Consider the following 25,123-nt stretch of genomic DNA (forward strand, 5'->3'; position numbering starts at 1 on the left):
GCCCGGGCCGCCGTCGGTACGCCTCAGAACCGGTCGCTCGGCCGGTGGACGCCCCACACCGCTCGCAGCGTCCCGCACACCTCGCCGACCGTGGCGCGCGCCCGCAGCGCCTCCTTCATCGGGTAGAGCACGTTCGCGTCACCCTCGGCCGCGGCGCGCAGCTCGGCCAGGGCCCGCTCGACCGCGGCGGAGTCACGGTCGGCACGCAACTTGGCCAGCCGCTCCGCCTGGGCCGCCTCGATCGTCGGGTCCACCCGCAGCGGCTCGTACGGCTCCTCCTCGTCGACCCGGAACCGGTTGAGCCCGACCACCACCCGCTCGCCCGCATCGATCTCCTGGGCGATCCGGTACGCCGACTGCTCGATCTCCCGCTTCTGGAAGCCCGCCTCGATGGCGTCCACCGCCGAACCGTGGTCGAAGACCCGTTCCATCAGCGCGGTGATCGCGGTCTCCAACTCGTCGGTCATCGCCTCCACCACGTACGACCCGGCGAACGGGTCGACGGTGGCGGTGAGATCCGTCTCGTACGCCAGCACCTGCTGGGTGCGCAGCGCCAGCCGGGCCGCCTTCTCGGTGGGCAGCGCGATCGCCTCGTCGAAGCTGTTGGTGTGCAGCGACTGGGTGCCGCCGAGCACCGCGCCCAGGCCCTGCACCGCCACCCGGACCAGGTTGACCTCCGGCTGCTGCGCGGTGAGCTGCACACCAGCGGTCTGGGTGTGGAACCGCAGCATCATCGACTTCGGGTTCTTCGCGCCGAACTCCTCGCGCATCAGCCGGGCCCAGATGCGCCGGGCCGCCCGGAACTTGGCGACCTCCTCAAGCAGCGTGGTGCGGGCCACGAAGAAGAACGACAGCCGGGGCGCGAAGTCGTCCACGGCCAGCCCGGCCGCGAGCGCCGCCCGGACGTACTCCACGCCGTTGGCCAGCGTGAACGCGATCTCCTGCGCGGGCGAGGCGCCGGCCTCGGCCATGTGGTAGCCGGAGATCGAGATGGTGTTCCACTTCGGCACCTCGGCCCGGCAGTAGGCAAAGGTGTCGGCGACCAGCCGCAGCGAGGGCTTCGGCGGGAAGATGTACGTCCCCCGGGCGATGTACTCCTTGAGGATGTCGTTCTGGATGGTCCCGTTGAGCGCCGTGCCGGGCACCCCGGTCTCCTCCGCCACCAGCTGGTAGAGCAGCAGCAGCACCGAGCCCGGCGCGTTGATGGTCATCGAGGTGGAGACCTTGTCCAACGGGATGTCGCCGAAGAGGGTCCGCATGTCCTCGATGGAGTCGATCGCGACGCCGACCTTGCCGACCTCGCCGTGCGCGATCGGGTCGTCCGAGTCGTACCCCATCTGGGTGGGCAGGTCGAACGCGACGGAGAGGCCCATGGTGCCGGCGCGCAGCAACTGGTGGTAGCGGGCGTTGCTCTCGGTCGCGGTGCCGAACCCGGCGTACTGCCGCATGGTCCACGGACGGGACGTGTACATCGTCGGGTAGACCCCTCGGGTGTACGGGTAGTCGCCCGGCTCGCCCAACCGGGAATCCAGGTCCGCCGGAAGGTCGGCCGCCGTGTAGACGCCCTTGATCGGGAAGCCCGACTCGCTTGACCGCGCATCGCTCATTACCGGATGGTAGGACGCGGTCGCCGCCGCACGGGTGAGGGATACCGCACACCGGGACGCGGCGAACCACCGGAGGTGAGCAGCTGCCCACATACCGTCGAGTAGGTAAACGCCCGCCGCGTCGGGTTTCGCATCGGGCGTCGGAACCAGCAAGATAGGGGGGTTGTGTCCCAGCCCCCTCGATATCCCCCGGTGGCTTTTGAAGTGACTCAGATTCCGACGTGGAGCGGTGGACCGGCCAGTCCCCCCACTGGACGCGCGGCGCCCGGCACCACCATCGGTGGTCGCTACTCGTTGCGCTCGCCGGTGGGCAACGGTGGCATGGGCACGGTCTGGCGGGCCACAGACACCCTGCTGCGCCGCGATGTGGCGGTCAAGGAGGTCGTCCTCCCGCCGGGGCTCGCCCCCAGCGACCGCGACGCGCTCTACGAACGCACGCTGCGCGAGGCGCGCGCAGCCGCCGCGATCCAGCACCCGGCCGTGGTCCAGGTCTACGACGTGGTCACCGAGGGCGGCCGGCCGTGGATCGTGATGGAGCTGCTGGACGCCCGCAGCCTGGCCGACATGGTGATCGAGGACGGGCCGGTCGCGCCCCGCGCGGTCGCCAAGATCGGCATCGCGCTGCTCGGCGCGCTGGAGGTGGCGCACGCCCTCAGCGTGCTGCACCGCGACGTCAAGCCGGCCAACGTGCTGATCTGCTCCGACGGCCGCTGCGTGCTGACCGACTTCGGGGTCGCCCGGATGCCCACCGACGTGCAGCTCACCACGCCCGGCATGGTGCTCGGCTCGCCGCACTTCATCTCCCCCGAGCGGGCCATGGGCCAGGAGTTCGGCCCGCCCAGCGACCTGTTCTCGCTCGGCGTGACGCTCTACACCGCGGTGGAGGGCCGGCCCCCGTTCGACAAGGGCGACCCGATCGAGACCATGCACGCCGTGGTCGAGGACCCGCCCGCCACGCCGCAGCGCAGCGGCCCGCTCACCGGGGTGCTGATGGGCCTGCTGGAGAAGGACCCGGCCCGCCGGCTGGACGTGCACCGGGCCCGGGCCATGCTGCGCGAGCTGCTCGCCGGGCCGCTGACCAGCACCGCCACGGCGGTCAACTCGGTCACCGACCCGTACGCGGTGGTGCCGGTGCCGCGCCCGACGACGCCGCCGGCCATCGCGGCGGAGCCCAAGCCGGGCGCTCAGATCGGCGGCCGGGCCATGATCGGCCCGAGCGAGTCGCTGACCGACCGGCTCGCCGCGCTGCGGCGCGGTGAGCGCCCCGGCGCGAAGCCCGCGGCGGGCGCCGCCGCGCTCGACGAGACCAGCGCCGACGCGCTGGCCGGGTCGCTGCACACCCCCACCGGGGCGATGTCCGGCCCGGATGGGCCCGAGACCATCCGACGCACCTCGGCGGACGCCACGGTCCGCTTCGGTCGAGACGCCGGCTCCGACGCCACGCAGGCCGTGCCCACCGCCTCGCCGACCAGCTACGGCGGAGGCGCCGACGCCACCCGACCGGTCCCCGGCGGCCACCAGTGGTCGGTGCCCGGCACCGGCCAGCCGTGGACCACCCCGGCCACCGCGCCGGCCGGCGCCGCGCCCGGCGGGGTGACGGGCCTGCTCGGCCGGGTGCGGGCGTGGCCCCGCAAGGTGCAACTCGCCGCCGCCGGCGGGCTCGCCGTGGTGCTGCTGGTGAGCGTGATCGCGCTGACCAGCGGCGGCGACGACGCTCCCCCGCCGGTCGTCGGCACGCTGCCGTCGGCCTCGGCCACCCCGCCGGTGGAGATGCAGGAGCAGTCGGTCAAGGGGATGACCATCCAGTTGCCGAAGGGCTGGCAGCGGCAGACCGGCGGCCTCTTCATCGACTACGTCGACCCGGACGACGACGGCCGCAAGGTGCGGGTCATCGCCGAGGACTGGGGCGGCACCTCGATCAGCTGGGCCGAGTTCGCCTCGCGGAACCTCAAGAAGAACAGCACCAAGAGCAAGACCTGCCCCGCGCCCTACACGGAGGTGTCGGTCACCGAGCAGCCACTCGCCGGCCAGACCGCGGGCCAGCTCGAATACACCTGCGGCGAGGGCGAGGACATGCGCCACGGCATCTGGCGGGGTCTGGTCAGGGACGGCAAGGTCTACTCGTTCTACCTCTCCTCCACCGACGCACGGTTCGCCGAGAGCAAGCCGATCTTCGACGCGATGGTCGACTCGTTCCAGCTCACGGCGGCCAACTGAGTCGGGGCCGACGGCCGCTGGTGCTCCGCCGCCGTGCTATCAAGAGGCCATGGCGGCGGATACCACTGACCCTGACGACCTTCGCGTCCGAGCCGAACGCTGGCTCGCCGACGACCCCGACCCGGCCGGCCGGGACGAGCTGCGCGCCGTCCTCGACGGGCTGCCCGGCACGGCCACCGACCTGGCCGACCGGTTCGCCGGCCCGCTGACCTTCGGCACCGCCGGGCTGCGCGGTCCGCTGCGCGCCGGGCCCAACGGGATGAACCTCGCGGTGGTCACCCAGGCCGCCGCCGGGCTGGTCGGCTGGCTCGCCGCCCAGGGCGGCGAGGGTCCGCTGGTGATCGGGTACGACGCCCGGCGCGGCTCGCGTGCCTTCGCCGAGCGCACCGCGCAGGTGGCCACCGGCGCGGGCCGGCCGGCGCTGCTGCTGCCCCGCCCGCTGCCCACACCGGTGCTGGCGTTCGCGGTGCGGCAGCTCGGCGCGGTCGCCGGGGTGATGGTCACCGCCAGTCACAACCCGCCCCAGGACAACGGCTACAAGGTCTACCTGGGCGCGCAGCTCGGCGGTGAGCTGGGTGCCGGGGCGCAGATCGTGCCGCCCGCCGACGCCGGCATCGAGGCGGCCATCCGGGCGGTCGGCGCGCTCGCCCAGGTGCCGCTCGGCCCGGCCGGCCAGGTGCTCGGCGACGACCTGGTGGCCGCGTACGTGGACCGGGCCGCCGCCGTGGTGGAGCCGGGCGGGTCGCGCGAACTGAAGGTGGCATACACGCCGTTGCACGGGGTGGGGGCGGCGGTGCTGACCGCGGCGTTCGCCCGGGCCGGGTTTCCGGTGCCCGGCGTCGTGCCCGAGCAGGCCGAGCCGGACCCGGCGTTCCCGACCGTCAGCTTCCCCAACCCGGAGGAGCCGGGCGCGGTGGACCTGCTGCTCGCGCTCGCCGACCGCACCGGCGCGGACCTCGCGATCGCCAACGACCCGGACGCGGACCGCTGCGCGGTGGCCGTGCGCGACGCCGGGTCCTGGCGGATGCTGCGCGGCGACGAGGTCGGCGCGCTGCTCGCCGATCACCTGATGCGGCGCGGGGTGACCGGCCTGTACGGCACGACTATCGTCTCGTCGACGCTGCTGCGGGCGATGTGCGCGGCCCGGGGCCTGCCCTACGACGAGACGCTCACCGGATTCAAGTGGATCGTCCGCGCCGGTGGCGGCCGGGAGCCGCTGGTCTACGGCTACGAGGAGGCGCTCGGCTACTGCGTCGCGCCGGAGCACGTCCGGGACAAGGACGGCATCACCGCCGCGTTGACCGTCGCCGAGTTGGCCGCCGGGCTGAAGGCCGACGGCCGCACGCTCACCGACCGGCTCGACGAGCTGGCCGCCGAGTTCGGCGTGCACCACACCGACCAGCTCTCGGTGCGGGTGGAGGACCTGCGGGTGATCGCGGACTCGATGGCGCGGATCCGGGCGGCCACCCCGACCACGCTGCTCGGGCACCCGGTCACCGGGGCGTCCGACCTGCTCCCCGACGCGGACGTGGTGATCCTGCGCACCGACGCCGCCCGGGTGGTGATCCGGCCTTCCGGCACCGAGCCGAAGCTCAAGGCGTACCTGGAGGTGGTGGAGCCGGTGACCGGCGGCGACGTCGCCGCGGCCCGGAGCCGGGCCGGGGCCGCCGTCACCGAACTGCGCACCGAGATCGCCGCCGCCCTCGGCCTCTGAGGTGTAAGGAGGGGCCCCCTCTTAACACGTAGGTGTGAGAAGGGGCCCCTCCTATACCGGAGGCGTTAGAAGGGGGCCCCTCCTTACATCCCCTTACCGCTTGCCCAGGGCGGCGTCGACCGCCTGGCCCAGGGCGGCGACGACGAGGCTGACCGAGGGCCGGACCACGCTGTCGTCCAGGCTCACCGTACCGGAGAAGCCGGCGCCGGCGGCGATCTCCTCCAGGCGCGTGCGGGCCTCGTCGGCGGCGGCGCCGGTGAGCCCGAGTGCGGGCTCCATCCGCAGCACGGCGACCAGCGTGGCGAGCGCGGCGGTCCGCTCGTCCGGGAGCTGGCCGCTGGTCAGCGCCGCGGCGAGCCGTCGCCGGATGTCCGCCTCGACCGAGGTGTCCGCGACCGGGTAGCGGTGCACGTGGATGAAGCCCAGTTCGGTCTCGTCCACGTCGCGGACCACGCCCCGGCCGCAGAGATCGCCGAGGATCTTGTCGCGCAGCCCGTGCCGCAGCCGCTGCACCCAGGACGAGGGTGTGTGCGGGGTGTCCGCAGCGATCTTGGCGAGCACCGCGTCGGCGATCGGCTCGCCGGTCGGCGTCGGATCCACCGCCGTCAGGTTCCCGTCCGCGTACGCGACCCGGCCGGCCAGGGCCAGCTCGACCAGCACCGCGGCGGCCATGCCCAGGTCCAGGCTGATCCGCGGCATGGCGGCCTTGCCAGTTTCGTCGTCATACGCGAGGAGCAGCAACTCCTCGGCGAGCGCAACACCAGTCATGGCCCGGAACGCTAGCGCCTCCCCGCCCTTCCGCGCACCACTTCGCCGTGCCCACATCTCGCCCACACCTCGCCCGCCTGATTCACGGAAAGTGGCCCTGCCCGAGGGGAAATGGGGCCTCTTTCCGTGAATCAGGGGGACGGGGGCGGGGGGGCGGTCAGAAGCGCGGCATGCCGCCGAATTGGCGGTCGCCGGCGTCGCCCAGGCCGGGGACGATGAACATCCGGTCGTTCAGGCCCTCGTCGATGCTCGCCGTGACCAGGCGCAGCGGCAGGCCGGACCGCTCCAGCCGCTGGATGCCGACCGGGGCGGCCAGCACGCAGAGCACGGTGATGTCGGTGCAGCCGCGGTCGGCGAGCAGCCGGCAGCAGTGCTCCAGCGAGCCGCCGGTGGCGAGCATCGGGTCGAGCACCAGCACCGGCAGGCCGCTCAGGTCGCGGGGCAGCGACTCCATGTACGCCCGGGGCTCATACGTCTGTTCGTCGCGGGCCAGGCCCACGAAACCCATCGACGACTCGGGCAGCAGGTCGAGTGCGGCGTCGGCCATGCCGAGCCCGGCGCGCAGCACCGGCACCAGCAGCGGCGGATTCGCCAGCCGGGTGCCCTCGGTGTCGGTGACCGGCGTCTGGACCGGGTACCTCTCGATCGGGAAGGAGCGCGCGGCCTCGTACACCAGCATGGTGGTGAGTTCGCGCAGCGCGGCCCGGAACGACGCGGAATCGGTCCGGGCGTCCCGCATGGCGGTCAGCCGCGACTGGGCGAGCGGGTGGTCAATGACGGTTACGTCCACGATCGCTCAACCTACCGGTCGCCGGCGCGGCGCACGCCGGGTGCGGCCCGAACAGCGACGCCGCTCACGCCCTCGTTCCGCGTGACCAAGATCACTCGACGCGCGGGTGCGTACTATTCGGGGCATGACGGCGACAGCGACGTCGGCCCGGTCGGACCTCTCCGAGCTGGGACGATCCGAGACCGCTCTGCGGACCTTCCTGCACGGCCTGCCGGGCGTGGACCAGGTCGGCGCGGAGCAGCGGGCGGCCCAACTCGGCACCCGCTCCATCAAGACCACGGCCAAGGCGCAGGCGATCGACCTGGCGATCCGGATGGTCGACCTGACCACCCTGGAGGGGGCCGACACCCCGGGCAAGGTGCGGGCGCTGGCCGCCAAGGCGCTGCGGCCCGACCCGGCGGACCCGAGCTGCCCGCACGTCGGCGCGGTCTGCGTCTATCCCGCGATGGTTCCGTACGTGGCCGAGGTGCTGCGCGGCAGCGGCGTGCACCTGGCCAGCGTGGCGACCGCGTTCCCGTCCGGGCAGGCGCCGCTGGAGATCAAGCTCGCCGACACCCGGGCCGCCGTCGCCGCGGGCGCGGACGAGATCGACATGGTGATCAACCGGGGCGCGTTCCTGGCCGGTCGCTACTCCGAGGTCCACGACGAGATCGTCGCCACCAAGGAGGCGTGCGGGGACGCGCACCTCAAGGTGATCCTGGAGACCGGCGAGCTGGCCACCTACGACAACGTGCGGCGCGCCTCCTGGCTGGCCATGCTGGCCGGCGGCGACTTCATCAAGACCTCCACCGGCAAGGTCCCGGTCGCGGCCACGCTCCCGGTGACGCTGGTGATGCTGGAGGCGGTCCGCGACTTCCGCGCCGCCACCGGGCGGCAGGTCGGCGTCAAGCCGGCCGGCGGCATCAAGAACACCAAGGACGCGATCAAGTACCTGGTCATGGTCAACGAGACCGTCGGTGCCGACTGGCTCGACCCGGAGTGGTTCCGGTTCGGCGCGTCCAGCCTGCTCAACGACCTGCTCATGCAGCGCACCAAGCTGACGACCGGTGTCTACGCCGGCCCCGACTACTTCACCCTGGACTGAACGCGATGTTCGAATACGCACCCGCCCCCGAGTCGCGCTCGGTGGTCGACATCAAGCCCTCGTACGGGCTCTTCGTCGACGGGACGTTCGTCGACCCGTCCGACGGCGGCAGCTTCAAGTCGGTCAACCCGGCCTCGGAGGAGGTCCTGGCCGAGGTCGCCGAGGCCGGCAACGAGGACGTGGACCGCGCGGTCCGTGCCGCACGCACGGCGTACGAGCGGGTCTGGGGTCCGATGCCGGGCCGGGACCGGGCCAAGTACCTGTTCCGGATCGCCCGGATCATTCAGGAGCGCTCGCGCGAGCTGGCGGTGCTGGAGTCGCTGGACAACGGCAAGCCGATCCGGGAGTCCCGCGACGTCGACGTGCCGCTGGTGGCCGCGCACTTCTTCTACTACGCGGGCTGGGCGGACAAGCTGGAACACGCCGGTTTCGGCGCGAACCCGCGCCCGCTGGGCGTGGCCGCGCAGGTCATCCCGTGGAACTTCCCGCTGCTCATGCTGGCCTGGAAGATCGCCCCGGCGCTCGCGGCGGGCAACACGGTGGTGCTGAAGCCGGCCGAGACCACCCCGCTGACCGCGCTGCTCTTCGCCGAGATCTGCCAGCAGGCCGACCTGCCGGCCGGTGTGGTCAACATCGTCACCGGCGCCGGTGACACCGGCCGGGCGCTGGTCGAGCACCCGGGCGTGGACAAGGTCGCGTTCACCGGCTCCACCGAGGTCGGCCGGGCCATCGCCCGCGCGGTCGCCGGCACCCGCAAGAAGCTGACCCTGGAGCTGGGCGGCAAGGCCGCCAACATCGTCTTCGACGACGCCCCGGTCGACCAGGCGGTCGAGGGGATCGTCAACGGCATCTTCTTCAACCAGGGCCACGTCTGCTGCGCCGGCTCCCGCCTGCTGGTGCAGGAGTCGGTCGCCGACGCGGTGCTGGAGTCGCTCAAGCGCCGGATGGCCCGGCTGCGGGTCGGTGACCCGCTGGACAAGAACACCGACGTCGGCGCGATCAACTCGGCCGAGCAGCTCGCACGCATCCGCGAGCTGTCCGAGGTCGGCGCCGCCGAGGGCGCGCAGCGCTGGTCGCCGCCGTGCGAGTTGCCCGAGCGCGGCTTCTGGTTCGCGCCCACCATCTTCACCGGGGTCACCCAGGCGCACCGGATCGCCCGCGAGGAGATCTTCGGCCCGGTGCTGTCCGTGCTGACCTTCCGCACCCCGGCCGAGGCCGTGGAGAAGGCCAACAACACGCCGTACGGGCTGTCGGCCGGGATCTGGACCGACAAGGGCTCCCGGATCCTCTGGATGGCCGACCGGCTGCGCGCCGGCGTGGTCTGGGCCAACACGTTCAACAAGTTCGACCCGACGTCGCCGTTCGGCGGCTACAAGGAGTCGGGCTACGGTCGCGAGGGCGGCCGGCACGGGCTGGAGGGGTACCTCAATGTCTGAGCGGGTCGCGGTACGCAAGACGTACAAGCTCTTCATCGGCGGGAAGTTCCCGCGCAGCGAGTCGGGACGGTCGTATCTCGTGCAGGACTCCAACGTGTCGCTGGCCTCGCGCAAGGACGCGCGGGACGCGGTCGTCGCGGCCCGGGCCGCGGTGAAGGGCTGGGCCGGGGCGACCGCCTACAACCGGGGGCAGATCCTCTACCGGGTGGCCGAGATGCTGGAGGGCCGGCGCGAGCAGTTCGTCGCGCTGGGCGTACCGGCCGACGAGGTGGACGCGGCGATCGACCGCTGGGTCTGGTACGCCGGCTGGGCCGACAAGCTGCCGCAGGTCTACGGCGGCGCGAACCCGGTGGCCGGCCCGTACTTCAACCTGTCGGCCCCGGAGCCGACCGGCGTGGTGGCCGTGGTGGCGCCCGAGGCGCCGGCGCTACTCGGCCTGGTTAGCGTGATCGCCCCGGCGATCGTCACCGGCAACACCGTGGTGGTGGCCGCCTCCCCGGCGGCGCCGCTGGCGGCGGTGACCCTGGCCGAGGTGCTGGCCACCTCCGACCTGCCGGGCGGGGTGGTCAACATCCTCACCGGGCGGATCACCGAGACGGCGCCGACGCTTGCCGCGCACATGGACGTCAACGCCGTCGACCTGACCGGCGTCACCGACGCCGAGCTGGCGGTGGAGTTGGAGATCAAGGCCGCGGAGAACCTCAAGCGGGTGCTGCGACCGGCCCCGCCGGACCACGACTGGCACACCGATCCGGGCCTCACCCGGATGACCACGCTCCTGGAAACCAAGACCGTCTGGCACCCCAAAGGCACCTGACACACCCCGCCCCCACCCCGTGCCGCACTGATTCACGGAAAGAGTGGCCATCCAGCCCTGGATGGCCACTCTTTCCGTGAATCAGGAAGCGAGGGGGTGGGGTGGCGGAGGGGGTCTACTACGCGGAGTAGGATTGACGGGTGACTCGGCTGGGGGACCTTGAGCGTGCGGTGATGGACGTGCTGTGGGATTCGGCGCCCGCCGCGTCGGACGGCGTGACCGTGCGCGAGGTCGCCGACGCCCTGGACGGGCGTGAGCTGGCCTACACCACGGTCATGACGGTGCTCGACCGGCTCGCCGGCAAGGGCATGGTGCAGCGCGAGCGGGAGGGGCGGGCCTGGCGTTACCGGCCCGCCGCCACCCGCGAGGCGCACATCGCCCAGCTCATGCTCGATGCCCTCGACCTCGGCGGCAGCCGGGACGCCGCGCTGGTGCGCTTCGCCCGGTCGGTGACCGGCACGGAGGCCGACGTGCTCCGCGCCGCGCTCGCCGCCGAGGCCGGGCTGGCCGACCCGGGCCGAACCGCCGAGGCCGGGCTGGCCGACCCGGGCCGAACCGCCGAGGCCGGGTTGACCGGCCGGGTCGAGGATCCGCGGCCCGCCGGGCCGGCGCTCGACGAGGCGACGGACCGGTAGGGCGGCTGCCGTGGCGTACGCCGTGCACTTCGCCGCGACCATCCTGGCCTGCTGGCTGACCGCGCAGGTCCTCGCCGCCGCGCGGTGGACGTGGCGCGCGCCCCGGGTGGCGATCCTCTGCTGGCAGGCGGTCGGGTTGGCGCTCGGTCTCTCCGCGATGGGTCTGCCGATGGCGGTGGGTCTCACCGCCTACGACCGGCCGACCGGGAGCGCGTTGCTGGCGCTCGCCGACGACCTGGCCCACGGCACGCCGCCGGCCGGCATGGGCGCGGCGCACCTCGGCCTGGTCGGGGTGGGCTTCGGCATCGGCGCGGTGCTGCTCACCACGACCGTGCGCGCGGTGCACGGCGCGGTTCGCGCCCAGCGCCGGCACCGGGAGCTGCTCAGCCTGGTCGCCCGGCGCGACCCGACGGTGCCGGGCGCGCTGGTGCTCGACCACCCGAGCGCGGCGGCGTACTGCCTGCCCGGGGTGCGACCCCGGGTGGTGGTGAGCGCCGGCACCGTCGACCTGCTCGACCCGGCCGAGTTGGCGGCGGTGCTCACCCACGAGCGGGCGCACGCCCAGGAGCGGCACGACCTGGTGCTGCTGCCGTTCACCGCGCTGTGCCGGGCGCTGCCCTGGTTCGGCTGGGTGCGCGACGCGCACGCGCGGGTGGCGCTGCTGGTCGAGATGCGCGCCGACGACAAGGCCCGGGAGCTGCACGCGAACGCGCCGCTGGCCGGCGCGTTGCGCCGGTTCGCCGCCGCCGGGCACCGGGTCACGCCGGCCGGCACGCTCGGCGTCGGCGACCGCGACCTCGACGTACGGGTGCAGCGGCTGCTGGTGGCGGACCGCCCGCCACGGGTGCTGGGCGCCACCGCGCTGGCCGTCGCCGCCACGCTCGTCGCGTTGCCGGTGTCGCTGTTCCTGAGCTGAGGACCCCTACGGGGCAAGTCCGGGTGCGCGCACCCGGATAGGTAGAAAACCTACGTGTAGGCTCGCTACGACAAGCGAACCAACCTGTGGGAGAACCGCCATGGATCCCCTGCTCCTCGCCCGACTCCAGTTCGCCACCACCACCTCGCTGCACTTCCTCTTCGTGGCGGTCACGCTCGGCCTGGTCACCCTCCTGGTCGGGCTCCAGACCGCCGGCTACGTCACCGGCAAACCGGTGTACGAGCGGCTGACCCGGTTCTGGGGCCAGCTCTACGTGATCAACTACGCGCTCGGCATCGCCACCGGGATCGTGATGGAGTTCCAGTTCGGGCTGAACTGGAGCGGACTGTCGCGCTACGTGGGCAACGTGTTCGGCGCACCGCTGGCCATCGAGACGCTCGTGGCGTTCTTCCTGGAGTCCACGTTCCTCGGCATGTGGATCTTCGGTTGGCACCGGCTCCGGCGCGGCGTGCACCTGGCGCTGCTCTGGGGGGTCGCGCTCACCGCGTACGCCTCGGCGTTCTGGATCATGGTGGCGAACGCCTGGCTCCAGCACCCGGTCGGCTACGAGGTACGCGACGGCGTCGCCCACCTCACCGACTTCGGCGCGCTGGTCGCCAATCCCACGTTCGGATTCGCGTTCGGGCACGTGGTGTCCGCCGGTCTGGTCACCGGTGGCCTGCTGATGGCTGCGGTCAGCGCCTGGCATCTGCTCCGGCGCACGCCCGACTTCCTGCTGTTCCGCACCTCGCTGCGGCTCGGGCTGGTCACCGCGGCGCTCGCGGTCAGCGCGCTCCAGGGTTTCGGCTTCGCCCAGTTCGGCCCGGTGGGGCAGTTCCAGCCCACCAAGTTCGGCGGCGGCCCGGACCGGGACGCCACGGTCGCCGACTGGACCGCCCGGTTCGGCCCCGGCGACTGGAACCCGCCGGTGCTCTCCAGCGCCGCCCTCGGCTTCATGATCCTCATCGGCTTCACGCTGGGCTGCGTGTGGCTCCTGCTGCCGCTGCTCCGGCGCGACTGGATCATCCGGCTGCGGTTCCCGCTCTGGCTCGTCCTGCTCGGCCTGCCGCTGCCGTTCGTGGCGGTGCTGCTCGGCTGGATCGCCCGGGAGGTGGGCCGCCAGCCCTGGGTGGCGTACGGGCTGCTGCCCACCGCGCAGGCCGTCTCGCCGGTCCAGCCCGCGCTGATGCTCGCCTCGCTGATCGGGTTCACCCTGCTGCTCGGCGCGCTCGCCGTCACCAACTGGGTGCTGCTGGCCCGGCACGCCGCCCGCGGGGCGCGCGACCCGCTCCTCGGCCGCCCGCCCGCGCCGGATGCGAACGACCACCACCAGCCCGTGTTCGCCTGAGGGAGGCCACCGTGGAACTCGCCTGGTACGCCCTGCTCGGCCTCTTCTTCGCCGGCTACCTGGTGCTCGGCGGCTACGACTACGGCGTCGGCCTGCTGCTGGCCCGGCGCGGCGCCACCGCCCCGGGCCACGCCACCACCCCGGGCGATGCCCGCGCCCGCCGGGCCGCGCTCACCGCCGTCGGGCCGTTCTTCCTCGGCAACGAGGTCTGGCTGGTGGCCGCCGTCGGCATCCTGTTCGGCGCCTTCCCCACGCTGGAGGGCGAACTGCTCTCGGGCTTCTATCCGGTGGTGCTCGGCACCCTGGCCGGGGTGGTGCTGGTGACCGCCGGGGTGCAGCTACGCGGCCGGGCCGGCGGCGAGGCGGCCCGTGCCGGCTGGGACCGGATCGTGGTGCTCGGCAGCGTCCTGGCCGCGCTGGGCTGGGGCGCTCTGCTCGGCGGCCTGCTCCAGGGCGTGCCGTTCACCGCCGACGGGCACGTGGCCGGCGTCGGTCACGTGGTCACGCCGTTCGTGGCCGCCACCGGGCTGACGCTTGTCGCGTTGGTCGCGCTGCACGGTGCGACATTCCTCACGCTACGGCTGTCGCCCACTGACGCGCCGGCGCTCGCCCGGCTGGCCCGCGGCCTGGTGCCCGCCGCGCTCACCGCGGTCGCCACGGCCACCGTCCTGGGCCTGCTCTCCGATCGGGTACGCGCCGCCGTGGCGCGCCCGGCGGTCGCCGTACTCCTGCCGTTGGCGCTGGTGGTGGCGCTGCTGATGGCCCGCGCGGCGCTGCGCCGGGGCCGGGCCGGGGTGGCGTTCGCCGCGACCGCGACGGCGCTGGCGCTGCCCGTGCCGCTGGTCGGCGCCGCGCTCTGGCCCCGCGTCCTGGTCGCCACCGGCGACCCGGCGACGTCGCTGACCGTGGCCGAGGCGGCGGCGAGCCGACCCACCCTGGCGCTGCTGGGCTGGCTCGTGCTGCCGCTCGTGCCGGCCCTACTAGGCTTTCAGGCGATGTGCTGGTGGGTGTTCCGGGGACGGATCGACGGCAGGGCGCCGGTGTACTGGTGAACCGCCGTCCGTTCGATCCGCGTCTGCTGCGCCGGGTCCCCGCGGCCCGGCGCGACCTCGCCGTGCTCGCGGCACTCGGCGGGCTCACCGCGCTGCTGGTGGTCGCCCAGGCCACCGCGCTCGCCACGCTCCTGGCCACCGCGATCGACGGGCGGCTGCACCGCCCGGCGCTGGCCGGTTTCGTCGTGGCGGTCGCCGCCCGGGCGCTGGTGAACTGGGCGCAGGGCACGGTGGCGGCGCGGGCCGCCGCGACGGTCAAGGCGGCGCTGCGGGCCGACCTGCTGCGCGCGGTCGGCCGGCACGGTCCCACCTGGGTCGCCGGCCGGCGGGCCGGGCAGCTCGCCACGCTGGCCGGCCGCGGGCTGGACGCGCTCGACCCGTACTTCACCGGTTATCTGCCGCAGCTCGTGCTGAGCGTGACCGTCCCGGCGGCGGTGCTGGCCCGCATCGTGTTCGCCGACTGGAGCTCGGCGCTGATCATCGCGCTCACCATCCCGCTCATCCCGATCTTCGGGGCGCTGCTCGGCTGGCAGGCGCAGGCCGCCACCGAACGCCAGTGGCGGCGACTGTCGCTGCTCGGCGGGCATTTCCTCGACATGGTCGCCGGGCTGCCCACGCTGCGCGCGTTCGGCCGGGCCCGGGCCCAGGTGGACGTGGTGCGCCGGATGGCCGACGGCCACCGCCAGGCCACCATGCGGACGCTGCGGATCGCGTTCCTGTCCGCGCTGGTGCTGGAACTGGTCGCTACGCTCTCCGTCGCGCTGGTCGCGGTGCCGGTCGGCATCCGCCTGCTCGGCGGCGGGATCACGCTCTCCACGGCGCTGCTGGTGCTGCTGCTCACGCCGGAGGCGTACCTGCCGCTGCGCGCCGCCGGCAGCCGGTTCCACGCCAGCATGGAGGGACTCACCGCGCTGGACGAGGCACTGACCCTGTCCGCGACCACCACACCGGCGGCGCCGGCCGCCGCCGGGCGCAGCGCGCCGGACGGCCGGGGCGAGATCCGCTTCGAGGGCGTGACAGTCGCGTACGACCGGACCACCGCACTGCGCGACGTCACGCTGACCATCCGGCCCGGCGAGCGGGTGGCCGTCATCGGCCCCAGCGGCGCGGGCAAGAGCACGCTGCTCAACCTGCTCCTCGGCTTCGTCGCCCCGACCGCCGGCCGGGTCACCGTCGACGGCGTCGACCTGGCCGGGGCCGACCTCGACGCCTGGCGGCGCGAACTCGCCTGGGTGCCGCAGCGGGCGCACCTGTTCGCCGGCTCACTTGCCGACAACATCCGCCTCGGCGCCCCGGACACCCCGGCCGCCGCGCTGGCCGCCGCGGTCGCCGACGCCGCGCTCGACGAGGTGGTCGACGCGCTGCCCGACGGTCTCGACACCCGGCTCGGCGAGCGCGGCCACGGCCTGTCCAGCGGGCAGCGGCAGCGCGTCGCGCTGGCTCGGGCGTTCCTCCGGGACGCCCCGCTGGTGCTCCTGGACGAGCCGACGGCCCGGCTGGACAGCGCCAGCGAGGCGGTGGTCCTGGCCGCCACCCGCCGGCTGGTCGCCGGGCGGACCGCGCTGCTGGTCGCGCACCGGCCGGCGCTCCTGGCCGACGCCGACCGGATCCTGCGCGTCCGCGACGGTCGGGTCACCGAGCTACGCCCGGCGGCCGGCGACCCGGCGGTGACCCGGTGACCCCGCACGGCGTCCGCGCGGCGCGGGGCCGCCACGACGCCCCGGCCGACGACGCCGGCACGGCGGTGACCCGGTGACCGCCGGCGACGGCGTGACGCCGGTGGGCCGAGAGCCCGCCGGGTCGACCGGAATCCCGATCCGGCCGTCCGGCTCGCCGGAGCCGCCGGCACCGGTCCGTCCCGGCGCCGAGCGGGCCGTGCTCCGCCTGGCCCGGCCCTACCTGGGCCGGCTGCTGGGCGCCGGGCTGCTCGCGGCGGCGACCGAGTTCGCCGGGCTGGCGCTGATGGCGACCGCCACCTGGCTGCTGATGAGCGCCGCCGGCCGGCCGCCGCTCGACCGGCTGACCGTGGCGATCGTCGCGGTGCGGGCGCTCGCGGTCGGCCGGGGCGTGTTCCGCTACACCGAACGGCTCGCCGGGCACGACGCCGTGCTGCGCATGGTCACCGACGTGCGGGCGCGCGTCTTCGCCACGCTCGCCGCCCGACGCGACGGCGTCGACCGCCGCACCGGGGACGCGCTGAGCCGACTGGTCTCGGACGTGGAGGCGGCCCAGGACCTGCTCCTGCGCGTGCTGGTGCCGGGTGCCGCGGCGGCCGTGGTGGGCCTGCTCGCCGTCGGTGGCGCCGCGCTGATCTCGCTGCCGGCCGCCGGCGTCCTCGCGGCCGGCCTGCTGGCGGCCGGGGTGGCGCTGCCCGCGCTGGCCACCCGACTGACCCGCCGGGCCGCCGACGAGGTGGCCCCGCTGCGGGGCGCGCTGGCGGTGGACGCGGTCGACCTCACCCACGGCGCGGCCGACCTGGCCGCCTTCGGCGCGACCGACGCCGCGCTGGCCGCCGCGCGGGGGCGGGCCGGGCGGCTGGCCCGGCTGGAACGCCGGCTCGCCGCGACCGGCTTCGCGGTGGACACGGCCGGCGTGCTGGTGAGCGGCCTCACCGCCGCCGCGGTGGTGGTCGTGGCGCTGCGCGCCGGGGTGGACGGGGTGCTGGTCGGCGTGCTCGCGGTGGGCACCCTGGCCGCCGTCGAGGCGGCCCTCGCCCTCGTCGCCGCCGCCCGGCAGCGCACCCAGCTCCGGGCCGGGCTGGCCCGGGTGGCCGACCTGCTCACCGAGCCCGCCGCGCCGGCGTCGGCGGGTGCGACGCCGCCCGCGTCCGCCGGCCACCACGTGCGGTTCACCGACGTCACGGTCCGGTACCGGGCCGGCGCCGCGCCCGCGCTGGCCGGGTTCGACCTCGACCTGCCGGCCGGCCGCCGGGTGGCCGTGGTCGGGCCGAGCGGGGCCGGCAAGAGCACTGTCGCCGCGGTGCTCACCGGCGTGGTACGCCCGCACGCCGGCCAGGTCACCGTCGGTGCGGCGACCGTCTCCGACCACCTGCCCCGCCTGGTCGGCGGCCTGCTCGCCGAGGCTTACGTCTTCCACGCCACGGTGCGGGAGAACCTGCTGCTCGGCCGGCCGGACGCCACCGAGGCGGACCTGGCCGGGGCGACCCGCGCGGCCGGGCTGCTGGACTGGGTACGCGACCAACCCGAGGGTTGGGACACCGTGGTCGGCGAGCAGGGCGGGCAGCTCTCCGGCGGGCAGCGGCAGCGGCTCGCGCTGGCCCGGGCGCTGCTGGCCGCCCCGCCGGTGCTGGTGCTGGACGAGCCGACCGAAGGGCTCGACCCGGCGGCGGCCGACGCGGTGCTCGCCTCCGCGCTCGCCGCCACCCCGACCGGGCACTCGGTGCTGCTGATCAGCCACCGGCTCAGCGGACTGGCCGGGCTGGACGAGATCGTGGTGCTGGAGGGCGGCGAGGTGGCGCAGCGCGGCCGGCACGACGAGCTGGTGGCGCGGCCCGGCTGGTATCGGGAGCAGTGGCTGCGCCAGGAGGCGGCCGAGCGCGGCTATCTGGCACTGGCCCCCTGAGCGGCGGTAGGGGATTTCCCGGACGCGGCCCGTGGCCCGGCGGTGGCAGGCTGGTGCCATGCGCGTGGATCAGGAGGGGCGGGTCGAGGACCGGCTGCGCGAGCTGTCCGGGCGGCTGCACGGGCCCACCCGGCTGAAGGCCGACCTGCTGACCGAGGCGCGGCACGCGCTGGAGGACGCCGTCGAGGCGTACCGGGAGGGTGGCCTGTCGCGGGCCGAGGCCGAGCGGCGGGCGGTGGCCGAGTTCGGCGGCGTCGCCCAGCTCGCGCCCGGTTTCCAGGCCGAACTGGCTGCCGGCGCGTTACGCGGGCTGGCGCTGCGCGCGCTCGCGGTGGCGTGGGTGCTGATGGCCGCCGGCGACCTGACCTGGCGGGGGTCGAGCTGGAGCGCGGGCCCCCGTCCGCCGGCAGGTTATCTGCTGCTCTCCGCCGCGTTGAACGGGATCTGGGGGGTGATCGCCGGGCTGGCGCTGGCCGGGTTGCTGCTCGGCATGCTCGCCGCCCGGCGGGGGTCGCCCGGCCTCCTGCGGTCGGCCCGCACGGTCGGTCACGGGCTGACCGGGGGGCTGCTGGCCGGCGTGATCGCCGGCGGTGCGCTGTTCGGCTGGTCGGTCCGGCTGTGGGACGCCGCGTTGACCTGGCCCCCGATGATCGTCGGGGCGGTGGTGGTGTCGGCGGCCTGGTTCGCTCTGGCCCGCTCGGCCCGATGGTGGCTGCTCAGCGCGCGCGGCCCGCGGTTCGCCCGCTGGTGAGGGCGGGTCAGGCCGGCGCCACGGGGGGCTGCTCGTCCGCGCCGAGGAAGCGGCCGACGGTGGCGCTGAACTCGCGCCAGCCGGCCCGCTCGCCGGCGAGCGCCCGGCCGCCGGCGTCGGTGAGTCGATAGGTGCGCCGTTCCCGGCCGTTGACCGTGCTCCACGTGCTGGCTACCAGGCCGGCCCGTTCCAGCCGGCGCAACGCCGGATAGATGGTGCCGGTGGGCAGTTCCAGCGTGCCGCCGCTGCGCGCCCGCAGCGCCTCGATGATCGCGTAGCCGTGCAACGAGCCCTGCTCAAGCACGGCGAGCAGCAGCGCGTCCAGGTGTCCGTGCAGCGCCTGCGCCTTCATGCGTAGAAAGCCTACTTGTCGGGGCTTCGGGACGCCACCGGGGTGCGGGTCCCAACCGGAACCGGTCGCCCACTAGGGTATGTGCGCAGAGTCACTCGGCGGCGCGACGCCGCCGGGTGGGCACCCGAACGCACACGGAGGTCAGCGTGGCCCGCCAGTCGCCCCAACGGCCCGACGCCGACGAGCCCGAGCTCGACGACACCGAGGCGCCGGCCGCAGCAGACGAGGTCGAGGTCGACCGCCCCACGGCGGATCGCGCGCTCTGGGACGAGGTGCGGATCGACCCGGTGGAGATCGCCCTGCCCGCCGGCACCGGCTACACGCTGCGGGCCTACCGGTCCGCGCGCGAGCTGACTCCGACCGACGTCGCCGAGCGCGACCTGGACGACCCCTTCCTGGCCCGGCGCCAGGTCGCCGAGGCCGAGGACGACGAGGAGGTGGTGATCCTCGACGAGGAGTTCGCCGCCCTCTCCGCCGAGGAGGACGACGAGGACGGGAAGAAGGACTCCGAACGCGCCGCGACCCGCCGCCGCGGGACGCTCGACGCGGACGATGCCGATGCCGATGCCGACGAGGCGGACTCCGACGACGACGCCGCGGGCGACGAGGAGGTGCCGGTCTTCCTCACCCACAAGGGCCGACTGCTGCTGTTCAAGACGCCGGAATCACTTGTCACTTTCATCCGTTCCGGTGCGCCCAACGACCTGTCCCAGCTGGACAGTTGGAATGAACTGTCCGAACGGCTGGAACCGGCCGACATCGCCCCGCTGGACGAGGACACCTACGAGCTCGATCTGGTCGTGGAGAACCTGCGCGGCGGCCACGACGCATGGGACCCGGCGCTGCTGATCGAGGCCGGCGAGATCGCCCGTGACCTGGCGTACGCCCTGCGGCTACCGGCCGTGCTCGACATGCTCTCCGCGGGCTCCAGCCTGGACGATCTGGACGAGGCGCTGCGCGCTTCCGTCAACGGCGGGGTCGGTGGTTTCCTGGGTCGCCGGCGGTTGAAGAAAATCGGGGCACAAACCGCAAGTCTGGGTTGGCGCACCATTGTCGGCAAGATCTCTGCCGTGGTGGACTGGCGCGACTGACCCGGACCGGGGAGCATCAGTCTCTGGCAGAACAAGACCTGTGTCCGGGAGGAGGACGACGCCGTGGCGCTCGTGCGCGTGTACTGCGGTCTGGCCTCGGCAGATCCGGCCGACCGAACGGCTTCGGCCGGAACGCTGACGTCCGCTGTGGTCGACGACGCAGGCCGTCTGCTGCACGTCTGTGAGATCGGCGACGAGCCCGCCGGCTACGCCCGGCTGGTCGCGTTGCTGGTGGAGCGGTCCGGTGGACCGAGCGGGGCGGCCATCGCCGCGGACAGCGACGACCACACCGTCACCTCGCTGCTCAGTGCCGCCGGCCGGCCACTCGCGATCGCGGACGACGACTCGGTCGACGACTTCGCCGAGCGGTTCGCCGACGACGACTCCCTGGAGGAGATGCAGTCCCCGCCGGCCGAGCGCCGCGCGGTCGGTCTCGCCCGGGCCCTCCAGGCCGGCGCGCTGTCCGCGGTGAGCCTCCCCACGCCGCGCGACCTCGCCGGCTACAAGCAGGTTCTGGCCGCGCACGCGGCGCTGGCGAGCGGTCGGCACTCGGCCGCCGTGACGCTGCGCGAGGTGCTCCGCGAGCTCTATCCCGCCGCGCTGCGGGCCTACCCCGACCCGGCCGAGCCGGTCGCCCTGGCGGTGCTCGACGCGCTGCCCGAACCGAGCATGCTGACCGGTGCCGGCCGTGGCCGTGACGTCGGCGCGGCCACCGACGCGGTGACCGCGCAGCTGGCCGCCGAGGGCCTGGCGGACGCCGACACCGTCGCCGAGGCGGTGACCGCGCTGCGGGTCGCCATCTCCGAGACGCCCCGGCGGGCCACCGTCGACCGGGTGCTCACCGCCGCAGTCGTCGAGACCGTGCGGCAGGCCGTCGCTTCCGTCCGGGCCTGCGACGCCGGCTGCGACGCGCTGGTCGGCGCGCTGGCCGAACGGACCACCCCGGCGCCGGCCGCCGGCCGCCGGGCCGCCGCCCGCAGCGGCGAGCCGGTCGACGAGTTGGCCGGCTCCACCGGGCTGCGCCCGGTGCGCCCGGCCCAGCCCGGACCCGCCGTCGAGCCGGCCGGCCGGCGCAGCCGACCCGAACCGGAACTCGACGTCACCGAGCCGCCGGGCCGGCGCAGCCGACCCGAGCCGGTCCCCGGTGGCCGGCGCAGCCGCCCGGAGCCGGTCTCCGGCCCGGCCGCCTCGACCGCGCCCCGACCGCTCGGCCCGCCGCCGGTCGCGCCCGCGCCGGTCGCGCCGCCGCCGGTCGCCCCGGCCCCGGTCACCCACGTCGCCCCGGCCGCGGCACTGGGCCGGCCGATGTCCGCGCCGCCGAGCCGTCCCGAGCCGACCGGCACGCCCCTGCCCTCGCGGGTGGACGGGCCGACCAACCGGCCGGTCTCCGCGCCGCCCCCGCCGCCGCCCGGGATCACCCCGATCGCCCCGTCCCAACGTGGTGCGGTGCCCCCGGCCGAGGCCGGCGAGCCGTTCCGTCCCACGCTCACCACCGCGGCGATCAACAAGGCGCGGGCCGAGCGGCAGCGCACGGTCATCCCGCCGCGCCCGAAGACCACTGCCGCCGAACCGCCGACCGGCGGGTTCAGCGCCACCGATCTGAGCATCCCGGTGCCGAACCCGGGGCCGTCCGCCCCGCCACCCGCCCCGCCGGGCTCCCGCGCCAACTGGCCGCTGGTCAACAACGCCGACGACCAGGCCGACCGGGAGCGGGAGGCGCCCGCCTACCCGTACGGGCGGAGCGTGGACGCGCCGAGCGACCCGGGCCGGGTCACCCCGCCGTGGCTCGCCGACGACCTGCCGCAGGAGCCGCCGATGCTGCGGCTGGTCGAGCCACCGCCGCTGGCCGACCGGGCACTGCGCAACGAGCTGGACCGGTCGGCCGACCCGGGCCCGGACGCGCCGCCGCTGCGGTTGGTCGACCGGGGCGACGCGACCCGCACGGCCCCCCGCGCCGAGATGCCCGCCCCGCTCGAGCGGCGGCCCGCGCCGAAGGAGCACCGGCCGCCGCCCGTCTCCGACGAGGGCGACGGCGACCTGCTGATCTTCGCGCAGGCCAAGTCCGCCTGGTTCGTCGGGCACGGCGACGAGGCCGACCTGGAGTGGTCGTCCACCGCCGACACCGGCTGGCAGGCCGCCGAGCAGGCGGCCCGCCCGGCGACCGGCGCGGAGACCAAGGCGGGTCTGCCCAAGCGGGTGCCGCAGGCCAACCTGGTGCCGGGCTCACCGCTGCGCGAGGAGCGTCCACTGCGGATCATCCGCAACGCGGCCAGCCTCGCCGAGAACACCACCGGTTACTTCCGGGGTTGGCGGCGCGGGCAGGAGATCGGCGGCTTCGCGGTCGGCGGTCGCCCGGGCCGTGAGGCGGCCGGCGGCTGGGACTTCAGCCGGGACACCGGTGACCGCGACGACGAGCGGGAATACGAGTACCGCTCGGCGGGTTACCGCTCCTGATCGCCCGCCCACGTCCGGGTGTTCCTGCCCACACCCGGGTAATTTGACGCCGGGTCCGGCCGGCCGGGAACATACCCGGCGGACCAGCGGCGCCGCACGTTCGCCGTGGTGGGAAGGCGACTCCATTGGCGACACCGGCAATCGACTCCACCGTGCTCACCCGTCGGGGCGTCCTCGCCGCCGCGGCCGGCGGCCTGCTGCTCGCGGGTTGCGGGCCGCAGGGCCAACGGCCGGACGAGGGCGCGAGCAGCAGCGCGCCCGGTGACCAGAACCTGATCGTCGGCGCCAGCCTGGAGCTGAGCGGCCGAGGCGCGGCGCTCGGCGTGGTGCAGCGGCGAGCGCTGGAGATCACGGCGGAGTCGCTGAACCGGTCCGGTGTCATGGTGGGCACCCTGCTCCGGTCGGTCCGGTTGGAGATCCGGGACAATGGCAGCCACCCGGAGGTCGCCGCCCGGCAGGCCGCCGAGTTGACCCGGGCCGGGGCGCACGCCCTGGTCGGTGGCGTGCTCGGTGACACGGCCACGGCCCTCGCGGTGGCCGCCCAGCAGGTCAAGACGCCGTTTCTGGCGCTGGGCTTCTCCGACCAGATTCTGCAGCCGTTGCCCGACCGCACGTTCAGTTTCAAGCTCACCCCGGACGGCACGGACGTGGCGCGCCGGATGGTGGACCTGCTCGAATCGCGGCGGGTCGGGCGGGTGGTCCTGCTGGCCGAGGACGGGCCGCACGGCGACTCCGGGGTGCGGGCGCTCCGCGACGCGCTGGGCGGCAGCACCGTGGACCTGGTGCGCACGGTGCGCCTGCCGGGCGGTGGGCGCAGCTTCCGGGCCGCCGCGGAGCGGGCCACCGCTGGGAACCCGGACGGCGTCGTCGTCTGGGGCACCGCACCCGACTCCGGCACGGCGGCACGGGAGCTGCGGCGCGCCGGCCACCGTGGCGCACTCTTCTTCGACGCCGGCGCGGTCGTCGACGACACCCTGCGCGGCGCCAACGCGAAGGCCGTCGAGGGGGCGTACGCCGTGCACCCGACCTGCCTGGGCGGGTCCGCGTTGACCGCCACCAGCGGCGCGTTGGTGGCGCGGCGGGACTTCGACTACCGCTACACCCAACGGCACGGCTCCTCGGTCGGCTTCGCCCCGTACGGCGCGGACGCGCTGCAACTCGTCGCGACGGCGGCCCGGGAGGCGACGAGCCTCGACCGGGGCCGGCTGCGGGCGTTCCTGTCGACCCGGATGAGCGAGGGCATCGCGGGCGGGTACGCGTTCACCCCGGACCGGCACGGGGGCATGGAGGCCGACTCGCTCGGCGTCTACCAGGTGTCCCAGGGCGGCTGGACCCGGTACGCCTGACCGTCCGGGCGGGTGCGCCTCACGTCCGGTGACGGACACAGCAGGAAGCGCCCGGTGGCCGATGGCCGCCGGGCGCTTCCTGCACCTCGGTCAGGCGGGTGCGACCGCCCGTGAGCGCCGCATGGTGAGCACGTATTCGACCAGGGAGATCAGCACGTGCTTCGTCGACTCCCGGTTGCGGGCGTCGCAGGGCACCACCGGCACGTCGCGGGAGATCGCGAGCGCGTCCCGGACGTCCTGCGGGTCGTGGTACTGCATGCCGTCGAAGCAGTTGATGGCCACCAGGTAGGGCAGCCGCCGGTGCTCGAAGAAGTCGATGGCGGCGAAGCAGTCGGCGAGGCGGCGGGTGTCGACCATCACCACCGCGCCGATCGCTCCCCGGACCAGCTCGTCCCACATGAACCAGAACCGCGTCTGACCCGGCGTACCGAAGAGGTACAGGATCAGGTCACGGTCGATCGAGATACGACCGAAGTCCATCGCCACAGTGGTCGTCGTCTTGCCCGGCACCTGCCGGGTGTCGTCGACGCCCACGCCGGCGGAGGTCATGATCGCCTCCGTGGTCAGCGGCGTGATCTCCGAGACCGAGCCGACCAGCGTCGTCTTGCCGACGCCGAACCCCCCGGCGATAACGATCTTCGCCGACGTCACGCGTCCGCTCGGCACCGGCGGCCGGTGCGACATGTCAGAGCCTGCGAAGTCCACTCAGCACCCTCTCCAGCAATTCAGTGCCCACCGCGTCGTCGGAGTCGTCCAGAATGGTCGGCTCGTGGACCGCGACCAGGCCATCCGTCGCCATGTCGGCGATGAGCACCCGGGCCACGCCGAGCGGAAGCTGCATCCGCGCCGCGATCTCGGCGAGCGACTGCACACGTCCGTCACACAACGCGGCGATGTACTGGTGTTCACGGCCTTGGCCACCGTTGCCGGTGGCCACCGCTCGGCCGCGCACCGTCGTCTCGACGAGCGCCTCCAGGGCGATGTCGAGCCGGGGGCGGGTACGACCACGGGTCACGGCGTACGGCCGGACCAACGCTCCGGTCGGTTCGTCACGATCCGCCATGTCGCCGCTCACCTCCCTCGTACCCGACACCGGCTCGTCCCGGTGGCACCCGTCGCTGTCGTCGTTGTTCCCGCTTCTGACCCATCGGCCAGCGCGTCAT

The 25,123-nt window shown here is 74.5% G+C and carries 21 protein-coding genes; 15 read left to right on the top strand and 6 right to left on the bottom strand.

The features are described from left to right. Window positions 1-23: 23 nt before the first annotated feature. Window positions 24-1,607 carry a methylmalonyl-CoA mutase family protein gene (locus tag AB0H28_RS09360; RefSeq protein WP_358036330.1) on the bottom strand — a complete coding sequence of 528 codons (1,584 nt, stop codon included), beginning with the start codon at window positions 1,605-1,607 and terminating at the stop codon, window positions 24-26. Window positions 1,608-1,811: 204 nt separating this feature from the next. Between AB0H28_RS09360 and AB0H28_RS09365 the strand changes: the two genes are divergently transcribed. Together AB0H28_RS09365 and AB0H28_RS09370 are read left to right on the top strand one after the other, a co-directional pair. Then, window positions 1,812-3,824 carry a serine/threonine-protein kinase gene (locus AB0H28_RS09365; protein ID WP_358036332.1) on the top strand — a complete coding sequence of 671 codons (2,013 nt, stop codon included), beginning with the start codon at window positions 1,812-1,814 and terminating at the stop codon, window positions 3,822-3,824. 49 nt (window positions 3,825-3,873) lie between these two features. Next, the gene (locus AB0H28_RS09370) at window positions 3,874-5,538 is read left to right on the top strand and encodes a phospho-sugar mutase (protein ID WP_358036334.1); all 1,665 of its coding nucleotides are present in this window, start codon (window positions 3,874-3,876) and stop codon (window positions 5,536-5,538) included. Window positions 5,539-5,631: 93 nt separating this feature from the next. Here the strand turns inward: AB0H28_RS09370 and AB0H28_RS09375 are convergent, their stop codons facing one another. Together AB0H28_RS09375 and upp are read right to left on the bottom strand one after the other, a co-directional pair. Continuing rightward, window positions 5,632-6,306 (bottom strand): GPP34 family phosphoprotein, encoded by a 675-nt coding sequence (locus AB0H28_RS09375; protein ID WP_358036336.1) that lies wholly within the window; start codon window positions 6,304-6,306, stop codon window positions 5,632-5,634. 157 nt (window positions 6,307-6,463) lie between these two features. Next, complete coding sequence (gene upp / locus AB0H28_RS09380; RefSeq protein WP_358036338.1) at window positions 6,464-7,096, bottom strand: uracil phosphoribosyltransferase; 633 nt, start codon at window positions 7,094-7,096, stop codon at window positions 6,464-6,466. Window positions 7,097-7,220: 124 nt separating this feature from the next. On the opposite strand from upp, the gene deoC reads away from it, so the two are divergent. The 10 genes from deoC to AB0H28_RS09430 all read left to right on the top strand — a co-directional run bounded on the left by deoC (window position 7,221) and on the right by AB0H28_RS09430 (window position 18,717). After that, complete coding sequence (deoC, locus tag AB0H28_RS09385) at window positions 7,221-8,180, top strand: deoxyribose-phosphate aldolase (protein ID WP_358036340.1); 960 nt, start codon at window positions 7,221-7,223, stop codon at window positions 8,178-8,180. Between the two features lie 5 nt (window positions 8,181-8,185). Further along, entirely contained in the window at window positions 8,186-9,616 is a 1,431-nt protein-coding gene (locus tag AB0H28_RS09390; RefSeq protein ID WP_358036342.1) for an aldehyde dehydrogenase family protein, read from the top strand. After that, on the top strand, window positions 9,609-10,433 hold the full coding sequence (locus AB0H28_RS09395; protein ID WP_358036344.1) for an aldehyde dehydrogenase family protein: 825 nt from the start codon (window positions 9,609-9,611) through the stop codon (window positions 10,431-10,433). Before AB0H28_RS09390 ends, AB0H28_RS09395 begins: the two co-directional genes overlap by 8 nt. Before the next feature lie 140 nt (window positions 10,434-10,573). After that, complete coding sequence (locus AB0H28_RS09400; protein WP_358036346.1) at window positions 10,574-11,068, top strand: BlaI/MecI/CopY family transcriptional regulator; 495 nt, start codon at window positions 10,574-10,576, stop codon at window positions 11,066-11,068. Window positions 11,069-11,078: 10 nt separating this feature from the next. Then, window positions 11,079-11,984 carry a M56 family metallopeptidase gene (locus AB0H28_RS09405; RefSeq protein WP_358036348.1) on the top strand — a complete coding sequence of 302 codons (906 nt, stop codon included), beginning with the start codon at window positions 11,079-11,081 and terminating at the stop codon, window positions 11,982-11,984. A gap of 100 nt (window positions 11,985-12,084) precedes the next feature. Next, window positions 12,085-13,332: a cytochrome ubiquinol oxidase subunit I gene (locus AB0H28_RS09410; protein WP_358036350.1), complete on the top strand. Its 1,248-nt coding sequence runs from the start codon at window positions 12,085-12,087 to the stop codon at window positions 13,330-13,332. 11 nt (window positions 13,333-13,343) lie between these two features. Continuing rightward, entirely contained in the window at window positions 13,344-14,384 is a 1,041-nt protein-coding gene (locus tag AB0H28_RS09415) for a cytochrome d ubiquinol oxidase subunit II (RefSeq protein ID WP_358036352.1), read from the top strand. After that, a complete protein-coding gene (gene cydD, locus AB0H28_RS09420) occupies window positions 14,381-16,063 on the top strand; it encodes a thiol reductant ABC exporter subunit CydD (RefSeq protein ID WP_358036354.1) in 1,683 nt (560 codons plus the stop codon). Before AB0H28_RS09415 ends, cydD begins: the two co-directional genes overlap by 4 nt. A gap of 136 nt (window positions 16,064-16,199) precedes the next feature. Continuing rightward, the gene (cydC, locus tag AB0H28_RS09425; RefSeq protein WP_358036627.1) at window positions 16,200-17,966 is read left to right on the top strand and encodes a thiol reductant ABC exporter subunit CydC; all 1,767 of its coding nucleotides are present in this window, start codon (window positions 16,200-16,202) and stop codon (window positions 17,964-17,966) included. A gap of 58 nt (window positions 17,967-18,024) precedes the next feature. After that, window positions 18,025-18,717, top strand: coding sequence for a permease prefix domain 1-containing protein (locus tag AB0H28_RS09430; RefSeq protein WP_358036356.1), 693 nt, complete (start codon window positions 18,025-18,027; stop codon window positions 18,715-18,717). 7 nt (window positions 18,718-18,724) lie between these two features. Here the strand turns inward: AB0H28_RS09430 and AB0H28_RS09435 are convergent, their stop codons facing one another. Continuing rightward, on the bottom strand, window positions 18,725-19,069 hold the full coding sequence (locus tag AB0H28_RS09435; protein WP_358036358.1) for a helix-turn-helix transcriptional regulator: 345 nt from the start codon (window positions 19,067-19,069) through the stop codon (window positions 18,725-18,727). Between the two features lie 116 nt (window positions 19,070-19,185). Between AB0H28_RS09435 and AB0H28_RS09440 the strand changes: the two genes are divergently transcribed. From AB0H28_RS09440 to AB0H28_RS09450, 3 genes are all read left to right on the top strand, one after another. Further along, window positions 19,186-20,160 (top strand): DNA primase, encoded by a 975-nt coding sequence (locus AB0H28_RS09440; RefSeq protein ID WP_358036360.1) that lies wholly within the window; start codon window positions 19,186-19,188, stop codon window positions 20,158-20,160. A gap of 63 nt (window positions 20,161-20,223) precedes the next feature. Beyond that, the gene (locus AB0H28_RS09445; RefSeq protein WP_358036362.1) at window positions 20,224-22,614 is read left to right on the top strand and encodes a transposase; all 2,391 of its coding nucleotides are present in this window, start codon (window positions 20,224-20,226) and stop codon (window positions 22,612-22,614) included. Between the two features lie 125 nt (window positions 22,615-22,739). Continuing rightward, window positions 22,740-23,960 (top strand): ABC transporter substrate-binding protein, encoded by a 1,221-nt coding sequence (locus AB0H28_RS09450; RefSeq protein WP_358036364.1) that lies wholly within the window; start codon window positions 22,740-22,742, stop codon window positions 23,958-23,960. A 90-nt stretch (window positions 23,961-24,050) separates the two neighbouring features. Here AB0H28_RS09450 and AB0H28_RS09455 read toward each other — a convergent pair whose 3' ends face one another. Together AB0H28_RS09455 and AB0H28_RS09460 are read right to left on the bottom strand one after the other, a co-directional pair. Further along, window positions 24,051-24,644, bottom strand: a complete 594-nt coding sequence (locus AB0H28_RS09455; protein ID WP_091061022.1) for an ATP/GTP-binding protein — start codon at window positions 24,642-24,644, stop codon at window positions 24,051-24,053. A gap of 1 nt (window position 24,645) precedes the next feature. Continuing rightward, on the bottom strand, window positions 24,646-25,023 hold the full coding sequence (locus AB0H28_RS09460; RefSeq protein ID WP_091416218.1) for a DUF742 domain-containing protein: 378 nt from the start codon (window positions 25,021-25,023) through the stop codon (window positions 24,646-24,648). Window positions 25,024-25,123 lie beyond the last annotated feature (100 nt).

Source organism: Micromonospora sp. NPDC050980 (genome assembly GCF_040653835.1).
GTDB lineage: Bacteria > Actinomycetota > Actinomycetes > Mycobacteriales > Micromonosporaceae > Micromonospora.

Excerpts from the sequence above, each read along its gene's own strand:
- AB0H28_RS09430 (WP_358036356.1), top strand. The coding sequence starts at position 18,025 with ATGCGCGTGGATCAGGAGGGGCGGGTCGAGGACCGGCTGCGCGAGCTG.
- AB0H28_RS09375 (WP_358036336.1), bottom strand. The coding sequence starts at position 6,306 with ATGACTGGTGTTGCGCTCGCCGAGGAGTTGCTGCTCCTCGCGTATGAC.
- AB0H28_RS09460 (WP_091416218.1), bottom strand. The coding sequence starts at position 25,023 with ATGGCGGATCGTGACGAACCGACCGGAGCGTTGGTCCGGCCGTACGCC.
- AB0H28_RS09370 (WP_358036334.1), top strand. The coding sequence starts at position 3,874 with ATGGCGGCGGATACCACTGACCCTGACGACCTTCGCGTCCGAGCCGAA.
- AB0H28_RS09360 (WP_358036330.1), bottom strand. The coding sequence starts at position 1,607 with ATGAGCGATGCGCGGTCAAGCGAGTCGGGCTTCCCGATCAAGGGCGTC.
- AB0H28_RS09390 (WP_358036342.1), top strand. The coding sequence starts at position 8,186 with ATGTTCGAATACGCACCCGCCCCCGAGTCGCGCTCGGTGGTCGACATC.
- AB0H28_RS09455 (WP_091061022.1), bottom strand. The coding sequence starts at position 24,644 with ATGTCGCACCGGCCGCCGGTGCCGAGCGGACGCGTGACGTCGGCGAAG.
- AB0H28_RS09435 (WP_358036358.1), bottom strand. The coding sequence starts at position 19,069 with ATGAAGGCGCAGGCGCTGCACGGACACCTGGACGCGCTGCTGCTCGCC.
- deoC (WP_358036340.1), top strand. The coding sequence starts at position 7,221 with ATGACGGCGACAGCGACGTCGGCCCGGTCGGACCTCTCCGAGCTGGGA.
- AB0H28_RS09395 (WP_358036344.1), top strand. The coding sequence starts at position 9,609 with ATGTCTGAGCGGGTCGCGGTACGCAAGACGTACAAGCTCTTCATCGGC.
- AB0H28_RS09410 (WP_358036350.1), top strand. The coding sequence starts at position 12,085 with ATGGATCCCCTGCTCCTCGCCCGACTCCAGTTCGCCACCACCACCTCG.